The organism is Accumulibacter sp. (assembly GCF_032229525.1).
In the GTDB taxonomy this organism is placed as follows: Bacteria; Pseudomonadota; Gammaproteobacteria; order Burkholderiales; family Rhodocyclaceae; genus Accumulibacter.
This window is the reverse complement of the sequence record NZ_JAVTWB010000012.1, coordinates 1-22,083: the sequence shown is the minus strand read 5'-3', so window position 1 is coordinate 22,083 and position 22,083 is coordinate 1. Positions and strand designations below refer to the sequence as shown.

The 22,083-nt window shown below is 62.4% G+C and carries 19 protein-coding genes and 1 other RNA gene; 17 read left to right on the top strand and 3 right to left on the bottom strand.

The annotated features are described in order from the left end of the window. Window positions 1–284: 284 nt before the first annotated feature. The 5 genes from RUW20_RS00850 (at window position 285) to RUW20_RS00830 (ending at window position 8,770) form a co-directional block, all read left to right on the top strand. The gene (locus tag RUW20_RS00850; protein WP_313950296.1) at window positions 285–4,160 is read left to right on the top strand and encodes a DUF3683 domain-containing protein; all 3,876 of its coding nucleotides are present in this window, start codon (window positions 285–287) and stop codon (window positions 4,158–4,160) included. A 299-nt stretch (window positions 4,161–4,459) separates the two neighbouring features. After that, complete coding sequence (locus RUW20_RS00845; protein WP_409559277.1) at window positions 4,460–5,917, top strand: TrkH family potassium uptake protein; 1,458 nt, start codon at window positions 4,460–4,462, stop codon at window positions 5,915–5,917. Window positions 5,918–6,164: 247 nt separating this feature from the next. Beyond that, complete coding sequence (locus RUW20_RS00840; RefSeq protein ID WP_313950294.1) at window positions 6,165–6,419, top strand: DUF4212 domain-containing protein; 255 nt, start codon at window positions 6,165–6,167, stop codon at window positions 6,417–6,419. A 10-nt stretch (window positions 6,420–6,429) separates the two neighbouring features. Next, the gene (locus tag RUW20_RS00835) at window positions 6,430–8,238 is read left to right on the top strand and encodes a sodium:solute symporter family protein (protein WP_313950293.1); all 1,809 of its coding nucleotides are present in this window, start codon (window positions 6,430–6,432) and stop codon (window positions 8,236–8,238) included. Window positions 8,239–8,398: 160 nt separating this feature from the next. Beyond that, window positions 8,399–8,770, top strand: a complete 372-nt coding sequence (locus tag RUW20_RS00830; RefSeq protein WP_313950292.1) for a hypothetical protein — start codon at window positions 8,399–8,401, stop codon at window positions 8,768–8,770. Between the two features lie 58 nt (window positions 8,771–8,828). On the opposite strand, the gene RUW20_RS00825 is transcribed toward RUW20_RS00830, so the two are convergent. From RUW20_RS00825 to RUW20_RS00815, 3 genes are all read right to left on the bottom strand, one after another. Beyond that, window positions 8,829–9,479, bottom strand: a complete 651-nt coding sequence (locus RUW20_RS00825) for a BON domain-containing protein (protein ID WP_313950291.1) — start codon at window positions 9,477–9,479, stop codon at window positions 8,829–8,831. Beyond that, window positions 9,476–10,072, bottom strand: coding sequence for a phosphoheptose isomerase (locus tag RUW20_RS00820; RefSeq protein WP_313950290.1), 597 nt, complete (start codon window positions 10,070–10,072; stop codon window positions 9,476–9,478). Before RUW20_RS00820 ends, RUW20_RS00825 begins: the two co-directional genes overlap by 4 nt. A 199-nt stretch (window positions 10,073–10,271) precedes the next feature. Further along, entirely contained in the window at window positions 10,272–10,685 is a 414-nt protein-coding gene (locus tag RUW20_RS00815; protein ID WP_313950289.1) for a YraN family protein, read from the bottom strand. Window positions 10,686–10,710: 25 nt separating this feature from the next. Here RUW20_RS00815 and rsmI point away from each other — a divergent pair, with 25 nt between their 5' ends. The 12 genes from rsmI to mraY all read left to right on the top strand — a co-directional run. Continuing rightward, window positions 10,711–11,523: a 16S rRNA (cytidine(1402)-2'-O)-methyltransferase gene (gene rsmI, locus RUW20_RS00810; protein WP_313950288.1), complete on the top strand. Its 813-nt coding sequence runs from the start codon at window positions 10,711–10,713 to the stop codon at window positions 11,521–11,523. Window positions 11,524–11,643: 120 nt separating this feature from the next. Next, window positions 11,644–12,678, top strand: coding sequence for a dihydroorotase (pyrC, locus tag RUW20_RS00805; protein ID WP_313950287.1), 1,035 nt, complete (start codon window positions 11,644–11,646; stop codon window positions 12,676–12,678). 48 nt (window positions 12,679–12,726) lie between these two features. Then, entirely contained in the window at window positions 12,727–13,176 is a 450-nt protein-coding gene (locus tag RUW20_RS00800; protein ID WP_313950286.1) for a hypothetical protein, read from the top strand. Beyond that, a complete protein-coding gene (locus RUW20_RS00795; RefSeq protein ID WP_313950285.1) occupies window positions 13,173–13,955 on the top strand; it encodes a DUF3025 domain-containing protein in 783 nt (260 codons plus the stop codon). Before RUW20_RS00800 ends, RUW20_RS00795 begins: the two co-directional genes overlap by 4 nt. A gap of 9 nt (window positions 13,956–13,964) precedes the next feature. Further along, window positions 13,965–14,336, top strand: an RNA gene (gene rnpB, locus RUW20_RS00790) — RNase P RNA component class A. A 355-nt stretch (window positions 14,337–14,691) separates the two neighbouring features. After that, the gene (gene mraZ, locus RUW20_RS00785; RefSeq protein WP_313950284.1) at window positions 14,692–15,138 is read left to right on the top strand and encodes a division/cell wall cluster transcriptional repressor MraZ; all 447 of its coding nucleotides are present in this window, start codon (window positions 14,692–14,694) and stop codon (window positions 15,136–15,138) included. After that, window positions 15,135–16,085 (top strand): 16S rRNA (cytosine(1402)-N(4))-methyltransferase RsmH, encoded by a 951-nt coding sequence (rsmH, locus tag RUW20_RS00780; RefSeq protein ID WP_313950283.1) that lies wholly within the window; start codon window positions 15,135–15,137, stop codon window positions 16,083–16,085. Before mraZ ends, rsmH begins: the two co-directional genes overlap by 4 nt. Before the next feature lies 1 nt (window position 16,086). After that, the gene (gene ftsL / locus RUW20_RS00775; RefSeq protein ID WP_313950282.1) at window positions 16,087–16,362 is read left to right on the top strand and encodes a cell division protein FtsL; all 276 of its coding nucleotides are present in this window, start codon (window positions 16,087–16,089) and stop codon (window positions 16,360–16,362) included. After that, the gene (locus RUW20_RS00770) at window positions 16,359–18,116 is read left to right on the top strand and encodes a penicillin-binding protein 2 (protein ID WP_313950281.1); all 1,758 of its coding nucleotides are present in this window, start codon (window positions 16,359–16,361) and stop codon (window positions 18,114–18,116) included. Before ftsL ends, RUW20_RS00770 begins: the two co-directional genes overlap by 4 nt. Window positions 18,117–18,169: 53 nt before the next feature. Beyond that, window positions 18,170–19,621: a UDP-N-acetylmuramoyl-L-alanyl-D-glutamate--2,6-diaminopimelate ligase gene (locus RUW20_RS00765; protein WP_313950280.1), complete on the top strand. Its 1,452-nt coding sequence runs from the start codon at window positions 18,170–18,172 to the stop codon at window positions 19,619–19,621. A 5-nt stretch (window positions 19,622–19,626) separates the two neighbouring features. Beyond that, a complete protein-coding gene (murF, locus tag RUW20_RS00760; RefSeq protein ID WP_313950372.1) occupies window positions 19,627–21,003 on the top strand; it encodes a UDP-N-acetylmuramoyl-tripeptide--D-alanyl-D-alanine ligase in 1,377 nt (458 codons plus the stop codon). After that, window positions 21,003–22,083, top strand: a 1,081-nt coding sequence (mraY, locus tag RUW20_RS00755; protein WP_313950279.1) for a phospho-N-acetylmuramoyl-pentapeptide-transferase, incomplete at its 3' end; no start/stop codon positions are given. The genes murF and mraY, both read left to right, overlap by 1 nt.

Genomic DNA, 22,083 nt, shown 5'->3' with positions numbered 1-22,083 from the left:
CCTCGTCATGGCCAAGTCCAGACCGACCATGGGACCGTTCCAGGAGAGGATTCCTCGTTCCCCGGGCAGTGCCACTGTCCGTGTTCGAGCTGCATTCTCGGGCATGGAAGCTCTGAACGCCAATCACCGCAGGATACCCGAGGAGTTCGGGGTGAACCAGCGCAATCTCGATGCCCGCCTGCGGTGACTATGCATCGCCCGCGTAGCTTCCCGCGGCAAACGTTGCTGTGATGCTGCACTGCGGTAGGCTAGAATTCGCCCTTTTATGGCAGCAGAGGCTAGCGATGAACGCACGTCTGCGCGAAATCCCCTACAACTACACGTCGTTTTCGGACCGTGAGATCGTCATTCGCCTGCTCGGGGCGCCAAATTGGCTGTTGCTCGATCAGTTGCGGGCGGAACGCGTCACCGGTCGCTCGGCGCGGATGCTCTACGAGGTGCTGGGGGACATCTGGGTCGTGCAGCGCAATCCCTATCTGGAGGACGATCTGCTCGCCAACCGCGAGCGACGGGTGGCCCTGGTCGAAGCGCTCCGCCATCGTCTACGAGAAATCGAGAAGCGTCGCCAAGGCAACGACAGAGTCAGGCTGCTGATTGCCGCCGCAGCGGCCGCAATCGATGCTTTCGAGCGCCATTTCGATGAGACAGCCGTGCTGCGCGCCAGGGTGCGGAAAGTGCTGGCCAGGCACACTCGCCGTGACAACATCGCCTTCGACGGTCTGGCGCGCGTGTCGCACGTCACCGATGCGACCGACTGGCGTATCGAATATCCGTTGGTGGTGGTCTACCCGGACAAGGAGGAAGAGATCGCGCCCTTGGTGCGCGCGTGTATTCAGCTCGGGCTGACCATCATTCCGCGTGGTGGTGGCACCGGTTACACCGGCGGTGGCATCCCGCTGACTCCCCTCTCGGCGGTGATCAACACCGAAAAGCTGCTCGATCTCGGTGGCGTCGAAGAAACGCTGCTGCCGGGGTGCGATCGCCCTTACGCGACGATCCGCACCGGCGCCGGCGTCGTGACCGCCCGCGTTGCCGAAGCCGCAACGGCCGCCGGGCGCGTTTTTGCTGTCGACCCGACCTCGGCGGAAGCTTCTTGTATCGGCGGCAACATCGCGATGAACGCCGGTGGCAAGAAGGCCGTGCTGTGGGGGACGGCGGTCGACAATCTGGCCTGGTGGAAGCTGGTCGATGCGACCGGACACGAGATGGAAGTGACCAGGGTCGGACACAATTTCGGCAAGATTCACGAACAGGAACTGGCCCGCTTCGAGATCAAGCGCTTCCGAAAAAACGGCAAGACGCTCTACGGCGAGCCGGAAATCCTGGAGATCCCGGGTGCGATATTTCGCAAGGCGGGGCTCGGCAAGGATGTCACCGACAAGTTTCTGGCTGGCCTGCCGGGCGTCCAGAAGGAAGGATGCGATGGCCTGATCGTCGCCGCCCGCTGGGTTCTGCACCGCATGCCCGTGCATACGCGTACCGTCTGCCTCGAGTTTTTCGGCCAGGTGCGCGAGGCGGTGCCGGCGATCGTCGAGATCACCGATCTTTTTCAGCCCGGTGGCGGTGGCCAGGAAGCCGGGGTGCTGCTCGCCGGCCTCGAACACCTCGACGAGCGCTACCTGCGGGCGGTCGGTTACGCCACCAAGGCCAAGCGCAAGGCGGCGACTGCCGGGCGACCGAAAATGGTGCTGATCGGTGACCTGGTGGGCGACGACGAAACGGCGGTAATGAGCGCCGCGTCGGCGGTGGTGCGTCTGTGCAACCTGCGCGGAGCCGAAGGTTTCATCGCCGTCGACGCTGAAACGCGCAGGAAATTCTGGCTCGATCGTTCGCGCACCGCAGCCATTTCGCGCCACACCAACGCCTTCAAGCTCAATGAGGACGTGGTGATCCCGCTGCCACGGATGGGTGAGTACTGCGACGGTATCGAACGCATCAATATCGAGCTATCGATCCGCAACAAACTGGCGCTCTGCGACGCGCTTGCGGCGTTCCTCGAGGGCGACCTGCCCTTGCATCGCGGCGACACCGACCTGGACAAGGAGCTACTGATCGGTGACCGGCGACCGGTGGCGCTGGAAGCCGTCGCCAGAGTGCGGACCCGCTGGCAATGGTTGCTCGACAATCTCGATCTGCCGCTGGCCGAAGCCGAGGGGCAGTTCGCCGCCTTCGGTGTCCGTGCCGGTGAATTGGTCAACCGGGCGTCGACCCTGACGCTGTTCCACCGTCTGCAGGATTACTCGGTGCGCGTGTCGTGGAAGAGCGAGCTCAAGCCGCAGCTCGATGACATCTTCGACGGCGTCGTTCATCTGCCGGTAGTCGAGCGATTCGCGACCATTCACCGCGAAACGCTGCGCAGTCGCCTGTTTGTCGCCCTGCACATGCATGCCGGCGACGGCAATGTGCATACCAATATCCCGGTCAACTCCGATCATTACGAAATGCTGCAGGCCGCGTACGCGGTCGTCGAGCGCATCATGGCGCTCGCCCGAGCACTTGACGGCGTCGTTTCCGGCGAGCACGGCATCGGCATCACCAAGCTGGAATTTCTGAGCGAGGACGAAATCCGGCCGTTCCGCGACTACAAGGCCAGGGTCGACCCCGAAGGCCACTTCAACAAAGGCAAGTTGCTGCCCGGAGCTGACCTGACCCGGGCCTACACGCCGTCGTTTTCGCTGCTGGGCACCGAGTCGCTGATCATGGAACAGTCGGAGATCGGCCACATCTCGACGATGGTCAAGGACTGCCTGCGTTGCGGCAAGTGCAAGCCGGTCTGTTCGACGCACGTGCCACGCGCCAACCTGCTGTACTCGCCGCGCAACAAGATCCTGGCGACCTCGCTGCTGATCGAGGCCTTCCTCTACGAGGAGCAGACCCGGCGCGGTGTCTCGCTGCGCCATTTCGACGAGTTCAACGACGTCGCCGATCACTGCACGATCTGCCACAAATGTGTCACGCCCTGCCCGGTTGATATCGACTTCGGCGACGTTTCGATCAGGATGCGCAATCTGCTGCGCGAACAGGGCAAGAAGCGTTTCGTGCCGGCGAAAGCAGCGGCGATGGCCTTTCTGACGATCAAGGACCCGGCGACCATCAAGCTGGTGCGCAAGCTGATGATCGACTGGGGCTATCGGGCGCAGCGCCTGGCGTACCGGACAGCCAAGTCCTTTGGGCTGATTCAGGGACAGACGCGGCAGCCGCCGGCGACGCTCGGTCCACCGACGCTCAAAGCACAGATCATTCACTTCATCAACAAGCCGATGCCTGGCGGGCTGCCAAAGCGCACTGCCCGTGCCCTGCTCGACGTCGAGGATGACCGAATCGTTCCCGTGATCCGCGACCCGGCGAAGGTCAACGCGCCAGACTACGATGGTGATGCGGTCTTCTATTTTCCCGGTTGCGGCTCCGAGCGCCTGTTTTCGCAGGTCGCCCTGGCGACCCAGGCGATGCTCTACGAGATCGGCGCGCAAACGGTTCTGCCGCCGGGTTACCTGTGCTGTGGTTATCCGCAGACCGCTGCCGGTGAGGCCGACCAGGGGCAGGCGATCACTACGGACAACCGGGTGCTCTTCCACCGGGTCGCCAACACGCTGAACTATCTGGACATCAAGACCGTCATCGTCTCGTGTGGTACCTGCATGGATCAGCTTGAGAAATATCACTTCGAACAGATCTTCCCGGGGTGCCGCCTGCTCGATATCCACGAATACCTGCTGGAAAAGGGTGTCAGGCTCGACGGGGTCGGTGGCGTCCGCTACCTCTATCACGACCCCTGTCACGTGCCGATGCGGACGATACCAGGCATCAAGGTGGTCAACAGCCTGATGGCGCAGCAGGTCGATCTCTCCGAACGCTGTTGTGGCGAATCGGGAACGCTGGCGGTGACGCGTCCCGACGTATCGACACAAGTACGTTTCCGCAAGCAGGAAGAGATCGAGAAGGGGGCTGGCAAACTGCGTGCCGACGGGTTTGCGGGCGACATCAAGTTGCTCACCTCATGCCCCTCGTGCCTGCAAGGCTTGTCTCGCTACAGCGACGACACCGGCACGCAGGCCGACTACGTCGTCGTCGAGATGGTCAAACACCTGCTCGGCGAAGACTGGATGGCACGCTACGTCAGCCGGGCCAATAACGGCGGCATAGAGCGCGTGCTGCTGTAGGCGCTGCCGAGGCGGGGGTCGGCGCGGCCAGCCGGCAAGGACCGTCGACGGTGCGCGCGTCCTGCGCCGGAGCATTCTTCAGCAGCTTTCGGTATAGAATGCCCGCCACGCTACGCCGGCCGGGATTGGCGCTGCCTCCTGGATGCGCAGCTCGTTTCTGCTGTCCCTGATCCGCTCGGATTTGCCCTTGCATGGCCGCTTCCCGCGTGCTCTTGGGCACGTCAAGAAAGCTGGTGGCCAAGATCGAGAAGCTGTCTGGATCGTCGTCGGAAGTCCACGAGTCGCGCGCTGCGCGTGCGCTGGGCCGCTTTGCCCCCGCGGCCTTCGTCCTCGGCGTGTTGATTGCTGGCTTTGGCTTCCTGATGCTGATTCCGTTGGCCATCTCGTGGCTGACTGCCGACGGCGCGCACGGCGCGTACGATGAAGCGGTGCTGATCACCGTGCTCACCGGTTCCCTGCTGTCGCTGTCGGTAGGCCGGCAGCAACGCGAGATGCGCGTACGCGAGAGCTTCCTGCTCGTCGCCCTGGTGTGGTCGCTGCTGCCCGCCTTCGGAGCCCTTCCGCTGTATCTGCACATCGACGGTCTGTCGTGGACCGACGCCTACTTCGAGGCCGTCTCGGGCCTGACGGCGACCGGCGCGACGGTGCTGACCGGGCTCGATGATCTGCCGCTGTCGATCAATTTCTGGCGCACCTTCATGCACTGGGTTGGCGGCCTCGGCGTCGTCGTTCTCGCCGTCGCCATCCTGCCGTTGCTCGGCTTCGGCGGGCGCAGCATGCTCAAGGCCGAAACACCGGGCCCGATGAAGGACTCGAAGATCACGCCACGCATTACCGAGACCGCCAAGGGCCTGTGGGTGGTCTACGTCATTCTCACTGCTGCCTGCGCGGTCAGCCTCTACTACGTGGGCATGGAACCATGGGACGCGCTGATGCACGCCTTCTCGGTCATGGGCCTCGGTGGTTTTTCGAGCAAGGACGCCAGTGTCGGCCACTATCTCAGTCTGGATGTCGAGTTGGTGGTCATCTTCTTCGCGCTGCTGGCGGGCATCAATTTCAGCACGCACTTCCTCGCTTTCTCGAATCGCTCGCTGCGAGCGTATCTGGTCGATGTCGAGGCGCATTATTTTCTCGGTGTTCTCGCCCTGAGCATCCTCGCGCTTTCGCTCTACCTGTGGCCGGAAGAAGTCTATGAGGATTTTCCGACGACCCTGCGCTTCGTCGCCTTTCACTCGGTGTCGCTGGCCACTTCGCTCGGCTTTGCGACCACCGACTACGTGCAGTGGCCGTTGTTCGGACAACTCTGGATTCTTTTCCTCGGCAGCTTCGTCGCCTGCTCGGGTTCTGCCGGCGGCGGCATCAAGATGATGCGCGCCGTGGTGCTCTACAAGCAGGTCTTCCGCGAACTGATGCGGGCCATGCATCCGCGCGGCATGCAGACGGTGCGCTTCGGCGGCACGGTCATCCCGGACCACGTGCTGCACGCGATCCTCGCTTTCATGTTCATCTACGTGGTCAGCATCGTGGTGATGACGCTCCTGATGGTCGCCACGAAGCTTGATATCATCACTGCCTTCTCGGCGGTCGTCGCCTGCCTCAACAACACCGGCCCAGGTCTCGGGCTGGTCGGCCCGGCATCGACCTACGCCGTCCTCAGCGATGCGCAGACCTGGGTGTGCACCTGGGCGATGTTGCTTGGCCGCCTCGAGATCTTCACCTTGCTGGTCCTCCTGACGCCGGCTTTCTGGCGGCACTAAACAGGCAGCGCCGTCGCTGCCGGCCTTGTACGCAGCTCTCCTCGTTTGCGCGCATTCTGCAGGCCGATTCAGGCGCGAGCAGCCCGATTTCCGGCGCTTGCGGCAGCCCGATATAGTTGCCAGAGAGGGTCGAATTCCCCTCTGGTGTCAGCTTCCAGTAAGAATCGACATCAATAATCGCCACGGTGGTTCCGTCGGACGAATAAGGGACCGCTAAATCGATCGAAAAAAATTGGAGGAGGTAATCATGGATGACAGCGGAAAGGCCTACTGGTCAGCGACCCTCGGGTTACTAACCAAGATCCTGATAGTTTGGTTCCTGGTTTCGTTTGGCGCGGGCATCCTGTTCGCCCCGGCATTAAATAGCATCCATCTGGGCGGCTATCCCCTGGGCTTCTGGTTTGCCCAGCAGGGTTCGATGTACATATTCATCGCGCTGATCTTCTACTACCGGAAGAAGATGGGCGAAATCGACCGTCAATTCGACGTTCACGAAGAATAAGGGGCCAATTATGGAGCTGCAAACAACGATTTATCTGGTCGTCGGCGCGACCTTCGCGCTGTACATCGCCATTGCCCTGTGGGCGCGCGCCGGCACTACCAGCGAGTTCTACGCCGCCGGTGGTCAAGTCGGGCCGGTAATGAACGGCATGGCGATCGGCGCGGACTGGATGTCGGCCGCGTCGTTCATCTCGATGGCCGGCCTGATCTCCAACATGGGTTACGGTGGCGGTCTGTTCCTGATGGGCTGGACGGGTGGCTACGTGCTGCTGGCGATGCTGCTCGCGCCTTACCTGCGCAAGTTCGGCAAGTTCACCGTGCCGCAGTTCATTGGCGACCGCTTCTACTCGAAGTCCGCCAGCACGGTAGCCGTTGCCTGCCTGCTGACCGCGTCGCTGACCTACATCATCGGTCAGATGACGGGCGTCGGTGTCGCTTTTTCGCGCTTTCTCGGCGTCTCGAGCGAAACCGGCATCTACGTCGGCATGGGCATCGTCTTCGTCTATGCCGTGTTCGGCGGCATGAAGGGCATCACCTACACGCAGGTCGCGCAGTACTGCGTGCTGATCTGTGCCTACATCATTCCGGCGATCTTCATCTCGATTCAACTCACCGGCAACCCGATTCCGCAACTGGGTCTCGGCTCCAGCCTCGTTGGCCACGACGTCTCGCTGCTCGCCACGCTGGACAAGGTGGTATCCGATCTCGGCTTTGCCAACTACACCACGTCGGACGCTGGCGGCATGCTGAACATGTTCGTGTACACGATGTCGCTGATGATCGGCACCGCCGGTCTGCCGCACGTCATCATGCGCTTCTTTACCGTGCCGACGGTGGCTGCCGCGCGCAGTTCTGCTGGCTGGGCGCTGATCTTCATCGGCCTGCTGTACACCACCGCCCCCGCGGTGGCCGCGATGGCCAGGACCAACCTGCTGCGTACGATTACCCCGGGCGTCGTCATGCAAGGTGCCGATCCTTACGCTGCTGACTCGCAACTGGTGTACGAGGAGCGTCCGGACTGGATGAAGCGCTGGGAGAAGACCGGTCTGCTCAAGTTCGAGGACAAGAACGGCGATGGCCGCATCCAGTACTACAACGACAAGTCGAAGAGCGACGCGTTCAAGGCCAAGGCCGAAGCTGCCGGCTGGAAGGGCAACGAGCTGACGGTCAACGCCGACATCATCGTTCTCGCCAACCCGGAAATCGCGCTGCTGCCGAACTGGGTGATCGCGCTGGTTGCTGCCGGTGGTCTGGCTGCCGCCCTGTCGACCGCTGCCGGCCTGCTGATGGCCATCTCGGCCGCCGTTTCTCATGACCTGATCAAGAACGTCTTCGTTCCGGACATCAGCGAGAAGAACGAGCTGCTGGCGGGCAAGATCTCGATGGCCGTGGCGATCGTTGTCGCCGGCTATCTGGGGCTGAATCCGCCGGGCTTCGCCGCCGGTACCGTGGCACTGGCTTTCGGTATCGCGGCGAGTTCGCTGTTCCCGGCGATCATGATGGGCATCTTCTCGAAGAAGATGAACAAGGAAGGTGCCATTGCCGGCATGCTCTCAGGCTTGTTCATCACCCTGTTCTACGTCTTCGCACACAAGGGTCTGTTCTTCATCAAGGGTACCGATTACCTCGACCTGATCGGGGGGCCGAACAGCTTCTTCGGCATCACGCCGGAAGCCTTCGGTGCGATCGGTGCGCTGGTCAACTTCGGTGTTGCCTTCCTGGTCGACAAAGTGACCCCGGAACCGCCGGAGCACATCCAGGCGATGGTCGAGGCCGTTCGCATTCCGCGCGGCTCGACCGCGGTCAGTGGTTCGCACTAAGCGCAATTAGCTTATGATTGATCTTGCTGCCGTCGGCTGTAGCCGGCGGTAGCGGGCAGGAAAAACCCCGCTGGCACGTTTGGCGGGGTTTTTCTTTGCTGCTTTGCGAAGTGAAGTGTATTGCCGTCCGCGAGAGCGCGCGGAACAACAGGAGTAGTGGATGACTATCAGCGTCGCGATCACATGGATACTGTTTCTCGGCCTCTTCCCGATCGCCTTCTTCTGGCTACGGCGGGCGTGGCGAATTCTTTTCAAGCGTGATTTTTCCGAGGTGGCGCTCAAGCGCGGCGTACCGCCCGAGGACCCGGCGAAGTTTGCACCCTACGCGGCCGCGATCAACCTGATTGCTGGCGGGGTTGCAGTGGCGGTGATCCTGATGGTGGTCGCCGGCGGCGTTGCTTACGACATCTGGAGCGCGATCGCCGGTTCAACGATCTGGATGAAGTTCTTTGCCGACTTCATCCTCACCCGGCATGCCCACCCGGTGTGGGGAAAGAAGAAGGAGCCGGCAGCGCCCACCGACCGTCGGTGACGTTTCGCCCCGTTCTTCCCTGCGGTGGTTTTCGGCTGTGGGCTGGAGAGGCTTGGCGTCAGCCTCCGCCGATGTCGTCGGGATTGGCCGGCTGGCCAGGCTCAACGTGCGGCTGGAGTTCTTTAACCCTGGCCGCAGAGATGATTTCCATCAGGTTCACGACCTTTTTCACGTCGCTGGTGGTTCTTGCCACCTGGATTGCCGCATCTGCTTCGCGCTGGGTGACCAGGCCGAGCAGATAGACCACGCCGTTCTCCGTCACCACCTTGACATAGACGGCGTTGAATTTTCCCGCGTCGACGAAGCGAGCCTTGACTTTGGTGGTGATGTAGGAATCGTTACTGCGCACCGAGAACGAAGTGGCTGCGGCGATCGCCAGTTCGTTGTAGACGCCCTGCACCTGTGGGATGCCAGCGACCACGCGCTCGACTTCCGCCTTGATCTCCTCGGAGGGAACTTCACCGCTAGCGAGCACCTTGCGGTTGTAGCTGGTGAAGTTGGTGTGTGCGTGCTCTCCGATCTTCTCGCCGACCGCGCTCGCGGCCTTCCATTCGATCGTTTCGTCGTCGGTTTGTGTGCCGAGCGATCGGCGATCGATGGTTGATAGCGTGGCCTGCGTGGCGCCGGCAGCGACCAGCGGAACGCAGCCCTGCAGCATCGGCACGAGGGTGGCACCGACAAGCAGGCTGGTGGCCAGGGCTTTCTTCATTCGTCAACTCCCATGAGCAGGCAATCAATACCATCGCAGAGGCAGTGGATGGCAAGCAAGTGCGTTTCCTGAATTCGTGCAGTACGCTCGGCCGGAACGCAGATGTGCACGTCGGTGTCGTCATGCAGGATCTCGCCGATCGCGCCACCGCCCCGGCCGGTCAGCGCGATCACCCGCAGATCGTTGGCGTGTGCGGCGTTGATCGCTTCGATCACGCTGGGCGAGTTCCCCGATGTCGAAATGGCTACCAGAACATCGCCGGGTTGGCCGAGTGCGCGCACCTGCTTGGCAAACACCAGTTGGTAGCCGTAGTCGTTGGCGATCGCCGAGATGATCGAGGTGTCGGTGGTCAAGGCAATCGCCGCCAGCTCGTGTCGTTCCGCTTCGAAGCGGCCGACCAGCTCGGCTGCCAGGTGCTGTGCGTCAGCGGCCGAGCCGCCGTTGCCGCAGGCGAGGATCTTGCCGTTGTTCAGCAGGCAGTCGACCATCGCCTCGATGGCCTGGGCAATCGGTCCGGCCAGCACGTCGATCGCATTGAGCTTGATCTGTGCGCTGTCCTTGAAGTGCTGGCTAATACGAGTGATCAAATCCATGGGTTGTGCTTCGGTTCCGGCGAAAGGGCAGTGCGGGATCTTAACATCAGCAGCTCACGAAGACCTCGCGCCTCGCCAAGGTCTCCGCCAACCGGGGTTTCGCGGGCTCGTGACCACCAGCCGCTCGCCAGCTGTGCCGTCAGCGACGGCAGCGCTGGCGCCCACGGAGCGCCAGCATCAGGCCGTCCCGAGGATGCTCTCAGGCCGCGGAAAAGGCATCGCGGATCCACACGATGGCTGCTTCAGCCACCCTGTCGAGCAGCAGACAGTCGAAGCGACAGTCGCACTCCCCGTCCGCGCACGGGCGGGACGCCAGGTAATGTCGTGCGGCAAGAACGATACGGCGCTGTTTGACGGTGGTGATGCTGGCGGCCGCACCACCATGGCTCATACTACGACGCAAGCGGACTTCCACGAACACCAACGCCCGTCCGTCCCGGCAGATCAGGTCGACCTCGCCGCCACGGCAACGATAGTTGCGCGCGACGACCGCCAGACCTTGTCGCTCGAGGAAGCGTGCGGCCAGCCGCTCGGCGACGATGCCCTGGCTGACCGGATGTGCCGATGATCTGGCCGTGCTATCTTTGTCGCTCACCTGTAAACGGATCATCATGACGGAAGATTGCCCTGCATTATATGTGGTTCCGACCCCCCTCGGTCACCTTGGCGACATGACCTCCCGTTCGATCGAGGTCCTTCGCCAGGTGGCGTGGGTGGCCGCCGAGGACACTCGCCACAGCGCGCCGCTGCTCCGGCACTATGGCTGCAATGCGCGCCTGCTGGCGGCGCATCAGCATAACGAGGAGGAGGCCGCTCAACAGGTGATTGCGCGGCTCGCCGCTGGCGAGTCGGTTGCGCTGGTGGTGGATGCCGGCACGCCTGCGGTATCTGATCCGGGGGCGCGACTGGTGGCCCGAGTGCGTGCCGCTGGTTTCCGCATCGTTCCCTTGCCAGGCGCGTGCGCAGCGGTCGTCGCGCTATCGGCAGCAGGCCTCAACGAGGCCCGCTTTCTGTTCTACGGGTTTTTGGCCGCGAAAGCCGGGCAGCGTGGAGAGGCTTTGCGTGGGCTGGCCCATTTGCCCTACGCGCTGGTTTTTTATGAGGCGCCGCATCGAATTCTCGAGACCGTGGTGGCGTTGGCGACCGCGTTCGGGCCGCAACGGACATTGGTGTTGGCGCGTGAACTGACGAAAGTGTTCGAGTCAATCCACGTTTGCGCGCTTGGCGATGCGCACGACTGGCTGCTGGCCGACAGCAACCGGCAACGTGGAGAATTCGTACTCCTGGTTTCCGGCGCTCCGCCGGTAGAGGAGACTGTCGAGGGCGAGCGGGTGCTGAAGCTGCTGCTCGAGGAGGGGCTGCCGGTCAGCCAGGCCAGCAAGTTGGCGCACGCGATTACCGGTGTCGGAAAGAAGGCACTGTATCAACTGGCTTTGCACTTGCGGGCATAGTCATCGCGTGCCCTGCTGTTCGCGGTAGCCGCGCGCGTCAGCTTGACGGCGGCGCGGGCTTTGCCACGGCACGCAGGGAAATCATCTAGAATTCGGTGCTTTCCATTGCTGGGCGCAAGCATGCAGATCACCCTTACCCGTCCTGACGACTGGCACCTTCACCTGCGCGACGGTGAGGCATTGAAAACCCTCCTGCCGCATACCGCGCGTCAATTCGCCCGAGCCATCGTGATGCCCAATCTGCGCCCACCGGTGACCACCGTCGCTGCAGCTGGCGAGTACCGGGCGCGCATCCTGGCCGCTTTACCGCAGGGTATGCTGTTCGAACCCCTGATGACCCTGTACCTGACGGATAGCACGCCAGTTGATGAGATCCGGCGCGCCGCAGGCAGCGACTTCGTGCACGCGGTCAAGCTTTACCCGGCTGGGGCGACGACCAACTCCGATTCCGGCGTCACCGATCTGGACAAATGCGATGCGGTGCTCGCCGAGATGGAAAACCGCGGCATGCCCTTGCTGGTCCATGGCGAGGTGACCGACCCGGAGGTCGATGTCTTCGATCGCGAGAAGTTGTTCATTGACCGTGTGATGCATCCTTTGCTACAGCGCTACCCGGGGCTCAGGGTAGTTTTCGAACACATCACGACCAGCGACGCAGCCGACTTCGTCGCTGGTTGTGGGCCGAACGTCGCGGCAACGATCACCGCCCACCATCTGCTTTACAATCGCAACGCCCTCTTCGCTGGCGGCATCCGCCCCCATCACTACTGTCTGCCCGTCCTCAAGCGCGAGCGCCATCGCCTGGCGCTGATAGGCGCCGCGACGTCCGGCAGCAAGCGATTCTTTCTCGGTACGGATTCCGCACCGCATGCGCGGATGACCAAGGAGATCGCTTGTGGTTGTGCCGGTTGCTACACGGCGCATGCGGCTCTCGAACTCTATGCGGAGGCTTTCGAGTCAGCCGCTGCGCTTGATCGCCTGGAGGCGTTCGCCAGTTTCAACGGCCCCGATTTTTACGCTTTGCCACGCAACACCGGCACGGTGACACTCGCGCAGGAGGTCTGGCGAGTGCCGGAGTCCTTCCCCTACCTCGCTGGCGACGCCCTGGTGCCCTTACGTGCCGGCGAGCTGCTACGATGGAGGGCGCTCGGTTGATGGCGCGCCGGGCCGTCCTGTTTCGGCATTCGCTTGAGGAGACTTCCTGTGTCGCGGAAAAAGCTGCTGCCCCTGTTCTTGCTGCCTCTGCTGGTTGCCTGTTCGGATCAGCGTGCGGTCTTCGAGATTGACTCGAGTCGGCATTCGCTGACATTGATTCGGGTGCAGAGTTTTTTCTGGGAGAAAACGGCAGATTACGCCATTGTCGCAGCCCGGATGCCTGATTGCATGCGCCGGCACGACATGGGTCCAGGACCTGCCGATAGCAGGATCGAGGTCTATGCACCCGGCAATGACGCCTGGATTCTCAAACAGGGCAAGAGGATGGTGGTTGTCGAGACGCGGACCTGTGAGGGTTTTGCCCGGCTTGAAGAAGCGCCCGAGGGCGGCCTCGGTCCTTTGCAGGGAAGCTTCCAGATGCAAAGTGACAGCTTGACTTTCGTTGCGGCGGCCAAGAGTGAAGCGTCCACGGAAACCGCCGCGCCGACGCCGAATTGAGTCGATACGGCTTTCCTTCGCCCGGCGGCTTGTTCGAACCCCTGTCGCCCCTTCTTGAAATCATTCCCTTCGCGCCTGATACGGCGTCGCTCGATTTCCTGATTTCCCGGCACGATTTGCGTACTGCCAGTGGCCAGCGGCTGTCTTTTGTGACGCCGAAGTCTGATGGTCTGGATTACGAAGCGCGCATCTGGACGCGCGGGCAGGTGGCCACGCGCCCGGGTAATTGGCATGATTTCTTCAATGCGCTGGTCTGGTTCACCTTTCCCCTGAGCAAGGGGGTTCTCAACGCGCGCCATGCTGCAGCCCTGACGATTCAAGCAAAAAGTCGCGGTCGCGAGCGTGATGCGATGACTCATTTCGACGAATGTGGCGTCATCGTGGTCTCGTCTGATCCGTCGCTGTTGGCGCTGCTGCGGGGTTTTCAGTGGAAAACTCTGTTCTGGGAGCGGCGGCTCGATCTGGCTCGGGCGTTACGCTGCTTTGTTTTTGGCCACGCGACCTACGAGCAGCTGCTCGCACCTTTTCGTGGCTTGACGGCCAAGGCGATCCTGTATGAAGTCAACGAGGAGTGGCTGTGCCAACCCCTGGCAGGACAATTGGCTGATGTTGACCGGCGGCTGGCGGGGGAGCTGACCGCTGGGTTGCGCCTGGATCCGCGCGCGTTCGACCCCTTGCCCTTGATGGGCCTGCCTGGCGTCACGCCCGATAACCAGGCGCCCACCTACTACGACGACCGCTGGCAATTCCGGTCGGGCCGTAGCGAGCGACGCGTATAATCAGCATGGGAAGTCGGTCAGGCAGCCGCTGGGCAAAGGGTGCAAACCTGGCGCCGAGAGGAAAGTCCGGGCTCCGCAGAGCAGGATGCCGGTTAACGACCGGGCACCGTGAGGTGACGGAAAGTGCAACAGAAAGCAGACCGCCGATGTCTCACTCAGGCAACTGAGGGGGGCAGGTAAGGGTGAAACGGTGAGGTAAGAGCTCACCGCGCCCGTGGTAACACGGGCGGCATGGTAAACCCCATCCGGAGCAAGGCCAAATAGGGAAGCGTCGGCGTGGCTCGCGCTGCTTCCGGGTAGGCTGCTTGAGCGTGCTGGCAACAGTACGCCTAGAGGAATGGCTGTCCACGACAGAACCCGGCTTATCGACCGGCTTCCCACCTTTCGAGCGTAGCAGGCAACGATCGCTGTCTGCAGCTTGGCGTCTTTTTCTGGCGCAACCCACTCCTGCTTGTCTGTCTTGATCCCTCCGATCGGCGTTTGATGCGCCGGTGACGCAGGTTTGCCGGCCTGTTGTAAGAAAATACTTTAACTACGGCAATTGCGCCCTTGTTTTTTAAAAACAATCTCTGCTGCGCGGCGCCTGACAAATGTTCCGTAAGTCCTTGTAGCTATTGAGAAAAGCGATGCCAAATCCCTTGCTTTAGCGGAATGTTTGTCTTAAAGTGGGGGTAAGTGGTGAAAAGTGGAAAGCTTGGCGTGTTCTCGGCAGGAAAATTAGGGGCGATTCGAACAGATGTTTCAGGGTGCGGCAGCATTGAGTCTCGATGTCAAAGGCAGGCTGGCGATTCCGGTGCGCCATCGGGAGGCGCTCGCGTCGGTCGCCGATGGCCGCTTGGTGCTTACCGCACATCCGCATCGTTGCCTGCTCTTGTATCCGGAGCCCGCGTGGGAGCCCATTCGCGACAAAGTGTTGGCTGCCTCGAGTCTCAATCAGCAATCCGCAGCAATCAAGCGCCTGCTGGTCGGTAACGCCCGCGAAGAGGGCATGGATGCGGCCGGCCGCCTGTTGATCGCGCCCGAGCTTCGGCAGTTTGCCGCGCTTGAGAAGCAGGTCTGGCTGGTCGGTCAGGGCAGCCATTTCGAAATCTGGTCGGATGTTGGATGGCAGCAGCAGCAGGAAACCGTTTTCGCCCTTGGTGATCAGTTCCTGCCCCCGGGGCTCGAGGATTTGGCGCTGTGAGTCTGCCATCGCCGCATCAGACGGTCTTGTTGCGGGAGGCAGTCGATGCCCTGGCGGTGAAGCCCTCAGGGATCTACATCGATGGCACCTTCGGGCGAGGTGGCCACAGTCGAGCGATCCTCGAGAGGCTCGGACCCGGTGGCCGCCTGGTGGCGCTCGATCGAGATCTTGAGGCGCTGACTCTGGCCGGCGAAACCGCTGATGCGAGGCTGGTCGTCATGCATCAGTGCTTCGGTGACTTGACGGGTGCCTTGCGACGGGCAGGTATCGAAACCGTGGAGGGCGTCGATGGCGTGCTTCTCGATATCGGCGTCTCGTCGCCGCAGCTTGACGATGGTACGCGGGGTTTCAGTTTCCGCTATGACGCACCGCTTGATATGCGGATGGATACAACCCAGGGCGAAACCGCGGCACAGTGGCTGCACCGGGCCGGTGCGCAGGAGATCACGGAGGTCATCAGAAACTATGGGGAAGAACGGTTTGCTTTCCAGATTGCAAAGACGATTGTGGCTGCTCGGCGAGAGCGGCCGCTGGCAACCACGGGCGACCTCGCCAAACTTGTACGCGAGACCGTGCGGACCCGCGAGCCCGGGAAGGATGCGGCGACGCGTACCTTTCAAGCTCTACGGATTCATATCAATCAAGAGCTCGAACAACTTGCGCTAGTGTTGCCGCAGGCAATGGCCGCGTTGAAGCAAGGAGGGCGGCTGGTAGTCATCAGCTTCCATTCGCTCGAGGACCGAATCGTCAAGCGTTTCATGCGAGACGAGGCGATTGCTGACCATATGCCGAGAAGGCTGCCCTTGCGGGCGGCCGATTTGCCACCACCATGTCTTCGTCTGGTCGGCAAGCCGGTCAGGGCGGGTGCCGTCGAGGTCGCGGCGAATCCGCGAGCGCGCAGCGCCGTCATGCGTGTTGCCGAAAAGCTCGCCAGCAGGGCTGCCTGAAATGATTCGCCTGAACGTATTCCTCCTCCTCGCGGTGGTCATCTGTAGTCTTGGCGTGGTGACTTCGCAGCACAAGGCGCGTCAGCTGTTTCAGGCTCTCGACGTCGAGCAGGAGCGCGCGCGGCAGCTCGAAGTCGAGTTCGGGCAGCTGCAATTGGAGCTTTCGACCTGGGGAACGGCGCCGAGAATAGAGAAGATCGCCGTCGAAAAGCTCGGGATGCGTACTCCCGAAGGGAACAGCCTGGTCCCCGGTCGAGTCGGAGGCGCGCTGCGATGATGCGTTTCAAGGGGAAAGTGGCGCACAAGTTTGCCGAAAGCCCGTTGCTGGAGTTGCGCCTGCCAGCCTGGCGCTCGCGTGTCATGGCCCTGGTGATCCTGGCCTCTTTCGTCGTGCTGATCGGCCGCGCCTTCTACCTGCAAATACTCAACACCGACTTCCTGCAGGAAAAAGGCGAGTCGCGTTACCGACGTGACATCGAGATCAGCGCTTCGCGCGGACGTATTGCCGACCGCTATGGCGATGTTCTGGCCATTTCGACACCGATGAAGTCCATCTGGGCAGTTCCACCGGCGACCTCTCTGACGCCGGAGCAGACCCGGCATCTGGCTGCTCTGCTGGAGACAGACCCGCAGCTGCTCACCCGTAAGCTGGATACCGACAAAACTTTCGTCTTTCTGCGGCGTCAGATTCCGCCGCCAGTGGCCGAGCAGGTGGCGGCACTCAAGTTGCCTGGCATCGGTCAGGACAAGGAATACCGTCGTTTCTACCCGACCGGTGAGATGACTGCTCACATGGTCGGTTTCACGGGGGTTGACGGCAAGGGCCTGGAAGGCGTGGAGCTGGCGTTTCATCGACAGCTGCTGGGTCAGCCAGGCAGCCGCAGTGTGATCAAGGACCGACGAGGTCAAATCGTCGAGGATGTCGGCTCGATCAAGCCGCCGCAGGACGGCGCGGATATCAGCCTGGCGCTCGATTCGAAGATCCAGTACCTGGCTTACAGCCAGCTCAAGCAGGCGATTGCCGACAACAAAGCCAAGGCGGGTGGTGTCGTCGTACTGGATGCGGTAAGCGGCGAAATTCTCGCCTTGGCCAACTGGCCGACCTATAACCCGAATAATCGTGACAGCCTGACCGGGGGTCAGCTTCGCAATCGCGCGGTGACCGATACCTTCGAGCCGGGGTCCACGCTCAAACCTTTTACGGTCGCGTTGGCGCTTGAGAACGGCAAGGTCCGATCCGACACTGTCATCAACACCGCGCCTGGAAGGCTCACCATCGGCAGGGCGACCATTTCCGACGCTCATGCGCACGGGGCGTTGACCGTTGCCCAGGTGATCCAGAAGTCCTCGAACGTCGGTACGGCCAAGATTGCGGCAATGCTTCCGCCGCAGAAAATGTGGGAAATGTTCGACCATGTCGGCTTCGGCCGCGTGTCTGCTCTGGGTTTCCCCGGCGAGGTGAGCGGTCGGCTCCGCCCGTGGAAGAGTTGGCGGCCAATCGAGCAGGCCACCATGTCTTACGGCCATGGCATTTCCGTAACACTGATCCAGCTGGCGCGTGCCTATTCGGTCTTCGCCCGTGATGGGGATTTGGTGCCGCTGTCGCTCACCCGCGTCGATTCGGCGCCGCCGCGTGGCACGCAGATTTTCAGTCTGCAGACCGCGCGCGAAGTTCGCGCCATGCTCGAGATGGCTGTTCAGCCCGGGGGGACCGCTCCCATGGCGCAGATTGCCGGTTACCGTGTGGCCGGCAAGACCGGCACCGCGAACAAGCTTGTCGGTGGTCGTTACGCGAGCAAGTACGTTTCATCCTTCGTCGGCTTTGCGCCAGCATCGGATCCGCGACTGATCGTCGCAGTAATGATCGACGAGCCGGGCGGCGGAAAATACTATGGCGGCTTGGTCGCCGGACCGGTGTTCGCCGCGGTAATGAGCGGCGCGCTGCGGACACTGGGTATCGCACCGGATGCGCCGCTGGAGGTGGCCCAGAATCCGTCGACGAAGGTCGCGCCAGCGAAGGCCCGCCTGTGAGTGCGGCGGCCACCAACTTGCGAACGGATTCCGTAGCCAGCACTCTGGAAAGCTTGGCAGCCCTCGGCGTGCTGCCGAGCGGTGTGTCCGACGACAGCCGCCAGGTTGCTCCCGGGGAGCTCTTCCTGGCCTATCCCGGTGAGCTTGCCGACGGTCGTCGCTATATTGCCGAAGCGATTGCCGGCGGCGCCGCAGCTGTCCTCTGGGAGGCGAGCACTGGTGGAGGGGATGGCTTCGTGTGGAGCGCGGATTGGCAGATCGCCAACCTGCCCGTCCGCGGTCTGCGTCAGCTGCGCGGACCGCTGGCGCATGCCATTTACGGGCGACCGAGTGAGCGCCTGTCGCTGGTCGCGGTGACCGGAACCAATGGCAAGACGACGGTCTCGCAGTGGGTCGCCGCCTGCTACCCGCGTCGCTGTACGGTCATCGGCACCTTGGGGGCGGGTCTTCCCGGAGCCTTGATCGAAACCGGCTTCACAACGCCGGAAGCACCCGTGTTGATGCGCTATCTCGCCGCTTTCGCCGACGACGATACGCAAGCCTGTGCGCTCGAAGCGAGTTCGATCGGGATCGCCGAAGGGCGCCTCGACGGCGCCCGTGTCGACGTCGCGGTGTTCACCAACCTGACGCGCGACCATCTCGACTACCACGGCACGATGGAGGCCTACGCGCAGGCCAAGGCAGGCCTTTTCACATGGCCACGCTTGCGCCTGGCGGTCTGCAATCTCGACGATCCCGTCGGGCGCGAGCTGGTGGCCCTGACCACCGCGACGAAAGTGGTCGGTTATACCCAGCGAGAACTGCCGGACGACCGGCAAGGGACGATCCGTGCCGAAAACGTCGAAGAAAGCATCACCGGCCTGCGCTTCCGTCTCTGTGCGCCGAATGGCCGCGTGGCGGTCGAAACCGGCTTGCTCGGCCGCTACAACGTGTCGAATCTTCTCGCTGTCGCCGCCGTATTGATCGATGCCGGACTGACCCCCAAGGCGGTCGCCGAGCGTTTCGCCCAGTTGAAGTCGCCGGCAGGTCGGCTGGAGACCATCGGCGGCCACAACGAACCGTTGGTGGTCGTCGACTACGCTCACACCCCGGATGCCCTGGAGAGCGCCCTGGCTGCGCTGCGTGGCGTGGCGACGGCCCGCGGGGCTGGCCTGACTGCCATTTTCGGTTGTGGTGGCGACCGTGATGGCGGTAAGAGGCCGTTGATGGGAGCGGTTGCGGCGCAGCGGGCCGATCGGGTGGTGCTGACCAGCGACAATCCGCGCAGCGAGGATCCGCAGGCGATCCTCGACGAAATTCGTGCCGGTGCGCCGGCCGCCGAGATGATTGCCGATCGCGCGCAAGCCATTTCCCAAACAATCCTTGCCGCACATCCGGCTGATGTGGTGTTGATCGCCGGCAAGGGGCACGAGTCGTACCAGGAGATCGCCGGTGTGCGCCGGCCGTTCTCGGATCTTGCGCAAGCGCGTGCTGCGCTCGCAGCCCGACAGGAGTTGGCGCGATGAGCGTGATGATGGATCTCCGGGCAGCTGCCCACGCCATCGGCGGCAAGCTCTGTGGTGATAATGTGACCTTCTGCGGCGTATCGACCGATACTCGGCGCATCGTTGCCGGCGAGCTGTTCGTGGCGTTGCGTGGCCCGAACTTCGATGGTCACGACTACCTCGCCGCCGCTGCGGCGCGCGGTGCGGCAGCGGCGATCGTTGCTGCCGACGTCGTCGCGAATCTGCAGGCCGTTGCCCTGCCTCTCATCCAGGTGCCCGACACCCGCTTGTCACTGGGTGCTCTGGCCGCTGACTGGCGTAGCCACTTCAGCCTGCCGTTGATCGCCGTCACTGGCAGCAATGGCAAGACCACCACCAAGGAGATGATCGCCAGCATCCTCAAGCTTGCCTTCGGTGAGGCGATTCTGGCGACGCAGGGCAACTACAACAACGACATCGGCCTGCCGCTCACCCTCCTTCGGCTCAGCTCGACACATCGTGCGGCGATCGTCGAGATGGGCATGAACCATCCCGGTGAAATTGCCTATCTGGCCGGAATCGCCCGCCCCAGCGTTGCCCTGGTAACCAACGCGCAACGTGCGCACCTCGCGGGGATGGGTTCGCTGGAGGCGATCGCCACAGAAAAAGGCAGCATTTTTTCAGGCCTCGACGAGAGCGGCGTGGCAGTCTTCAACGCCGACGACCAATGGGCCGGGCTCTGGCATAGCGCGAGCCGCGGCCTGGGTGTGATGACCTTCGGCTTCGGACAGTCGGCAGACGTCATCGGGAAGTGTCACCTGCATGGCCTTGAAAACCGTCTCAGTGTCCGCACTTCAGGCGGGGAAGTGGTCGACATCGTTCTCGCGCTGCCGGGCGAACACAATGCGCGCAACGCCCTGGCCGCCGCAACCGCTTGCCTGGCAGCGGGCATCTCGCTACAGGCCGTGCAGGCGGGCCTGAGCGCTTTTCGCGGTCTCAAGGGACGCTTGCAGCGGCGGCGTGGCCTGCACGACGCCGTCTTGCTCGACGACACCTATAACGCCAATCCGGATTCGGTGCGCGCTGGCATCGACGTCCTTGCCGCCACCATCGGCAAAAAAGTTCTGGTCCTCGGCGACATGGGTGAAATCGGTGAGATGAGCGGGCAATTCCATGACGAAATTGGCGGTTACGCCAAGAGTCAGGGAGTCGATCGCCTGTTGACCATTGGCGAGGCGAGCGCTCTCGCCGCCCACAATTTCGGTTCTGGCGGCGAGCACTTCACCAGCATCGACAGGCTGATCGAAGTTCTGCTGGCCGAGCTGTCCGCCGAGACAACCGTTCTCGTCAAGGGGTCTCGGTTCATGCGCATGGAACGGGTGGCCGATGCTCTTGCCGTTCCTGCCGCCGGGAGGAGCGACTGATGCTACTGCTGCTGGCGCAATGGTTGGCCCAGGATGTTCGCGCTTTCAACGTCGTCGGCTATATCACCCTGCGTACCGTCCTTGCCGCGATGACGGCGCTGATCATTTCCTTCGTCGCCGGGCCATCAGTGATTCGCTGGCTGGCAGCCAAGAAGATCGGTCAGGCCGTGCGGCAGGATGGTCCGCAAACGCACCTCATCAAATCCGGGACGCCGACCATGGGCGGCGCGCTGATCCTCATCGCCATCAGCATCACCACGCTGCTATGGGGCGATCTCACCAACCGCTACGTCTGGGTGGTCCTGATCGTCACCCTCGGCTTTGGTGGCATCGGCTGGTACGACGACTGGCAGAAGGTGGTCAATCGCGATCCGAAAGGGTTGGCGGCACGCTGGAAGTATTTCTGGCAATCTGCGCTTGGTCTGCTGGTGGCGCTCTACCTGGCGATGACGGCGAGCGGTCCGGCACAGCTGCAATTGATCGTGCCTTTCTTCAAGACCGTCTCCTATCCGCTGGGGATCATCGGTTTCATTGTCCTGAGCTATTTGGTTGTCGTCGGCACGAGCAACGCCGTGAATCTGACCGACGGCCTCGATGGACTGGCGATCATGCCGACAGTGATGATTGCTGCCGCGCTGGCTATCTTTGCCTATGTCGCCGGCAACTCCGTATATGCCAAATATCTGCTCCTGCCCTACGTGCCAGGGGCCGGCGAGCTGGCCATCTTTCTTGGGGCGATGGCCGGCGCCGGACTCGGCTTCCTGTGGTTCAACGCTTACCCGGCCGAGGTATTCATGGGCGACGTCGGCGCTCTGGCCCTTGGTGCCGCTCTCGGGACGGTGGCAATCATCGTTCGCCAGGAGATCGTGCTGGCCATCATGGGTGGTGTCTTCGTCGCCGAAACGCTGTCCGTCGCCGCACAGGTTCTCTACTACAAGCTCACCGGTGGCCGGCGGATTTTCCGTATGGCACCGCTGCATCACCATTTCGAACTGGGCGGCTGGAAAGAGACGCAGGTCGTCGTTCGTTTCTGGATCATCACCATCATGCTGGTGCTGGTCGGCTTGTCTACCCTGAAGT

What these genes read in the sequence shown, in the direction of transcription:
- RUW20_RS00850 (WP_313950296.1), top strand. Translation starts at nt 285, where the DNA reads ATGAACGCACGTCTGCGCGAAATCCCCTACAACTACACGTCGTTTTCG.
- RUW20_RS00840 (WP_313950294.1), top strand. Translation starts at nt 6,165, where the DNA reads ATGGATGACAGCGGAAAGGCCTACTGGTCAGCGACCCTCGGGTTACTA.
- RUW20_RS00835 (WP_313950293.1), top strand. Translation starts at nt 6,430, where the DNA reads ATGGAGCTGCAAACAACGATTTATCTGGTCGTCGGCGCGACCTTCGCG.
- RUW20_RS00830 (WP_313950292.1), top strand. Translation starts at nt 8,399, where the DNA reads ATGACTATCAGCGTCGCGATCACATGGATACTGTTTCTCGGCCTCTTC.
- RUW20_RS00825 (WP_313950291.1), bottom strand. Translation starts at nt 9,479, where the DNA reads ATGAAGAAAGCCCTGGCCACCAGCCTGCTTGTCGGTGCCACCCTCGTG.
- RUW20_RS00820 (WP_313950290.1), bottom strand. Translation starts at nt 10,072, where the DNA reads ATGGATTTGATCACTCGTATTAGCCAGCACTTCAAGGACAGCGCACAG.
- RUW20_RS00815 (WP_313950289.1), bottom strand. Translation starts at nt 10,685, where the DNA reads ATGATGATCCGTTTACAGGTGAGCGACAAAGATAGCACGGCCAGATCA.
- pyrC (WP_313950287.1), top strand. Translation starts at nt 11,644, where the DNA reads ATGCAGATCACCCTTACCCGTCCTGACGACTGGCACCTTCACCTGCGC.
- mraZ (WP_313950284.1), top strand. Translation starts at nt 14,692, where the DNA reads ATGTTTCAGGGTGCGGCAGCATTGAGTCTCGATGTCAAAGGCAGGCTG.
- ftsL (WP_313950282.1), top strand. Translation starts at nt 16,087, where the DNA reads ATGATTCGCCTGAACGTATTCCTCCTCCTCGCGGTGGTCATCTGTAGT.
- RUW20_RS00770 (WP_313950281.1), top strand. Translation starts at nt 16,359, where the DNA reads ATGATGCGTTTCAAGGGGAAAGTGGCGCACAAGTTTGCCGAAAGCCCG.
- murF (WP_313950372.1), top strand. Translation starts at nt 19,627, where the DNA reads ATGATGGATCTCCGGGCAGCTGCCCACGCCATCGGCGGCAAGCTCTGT.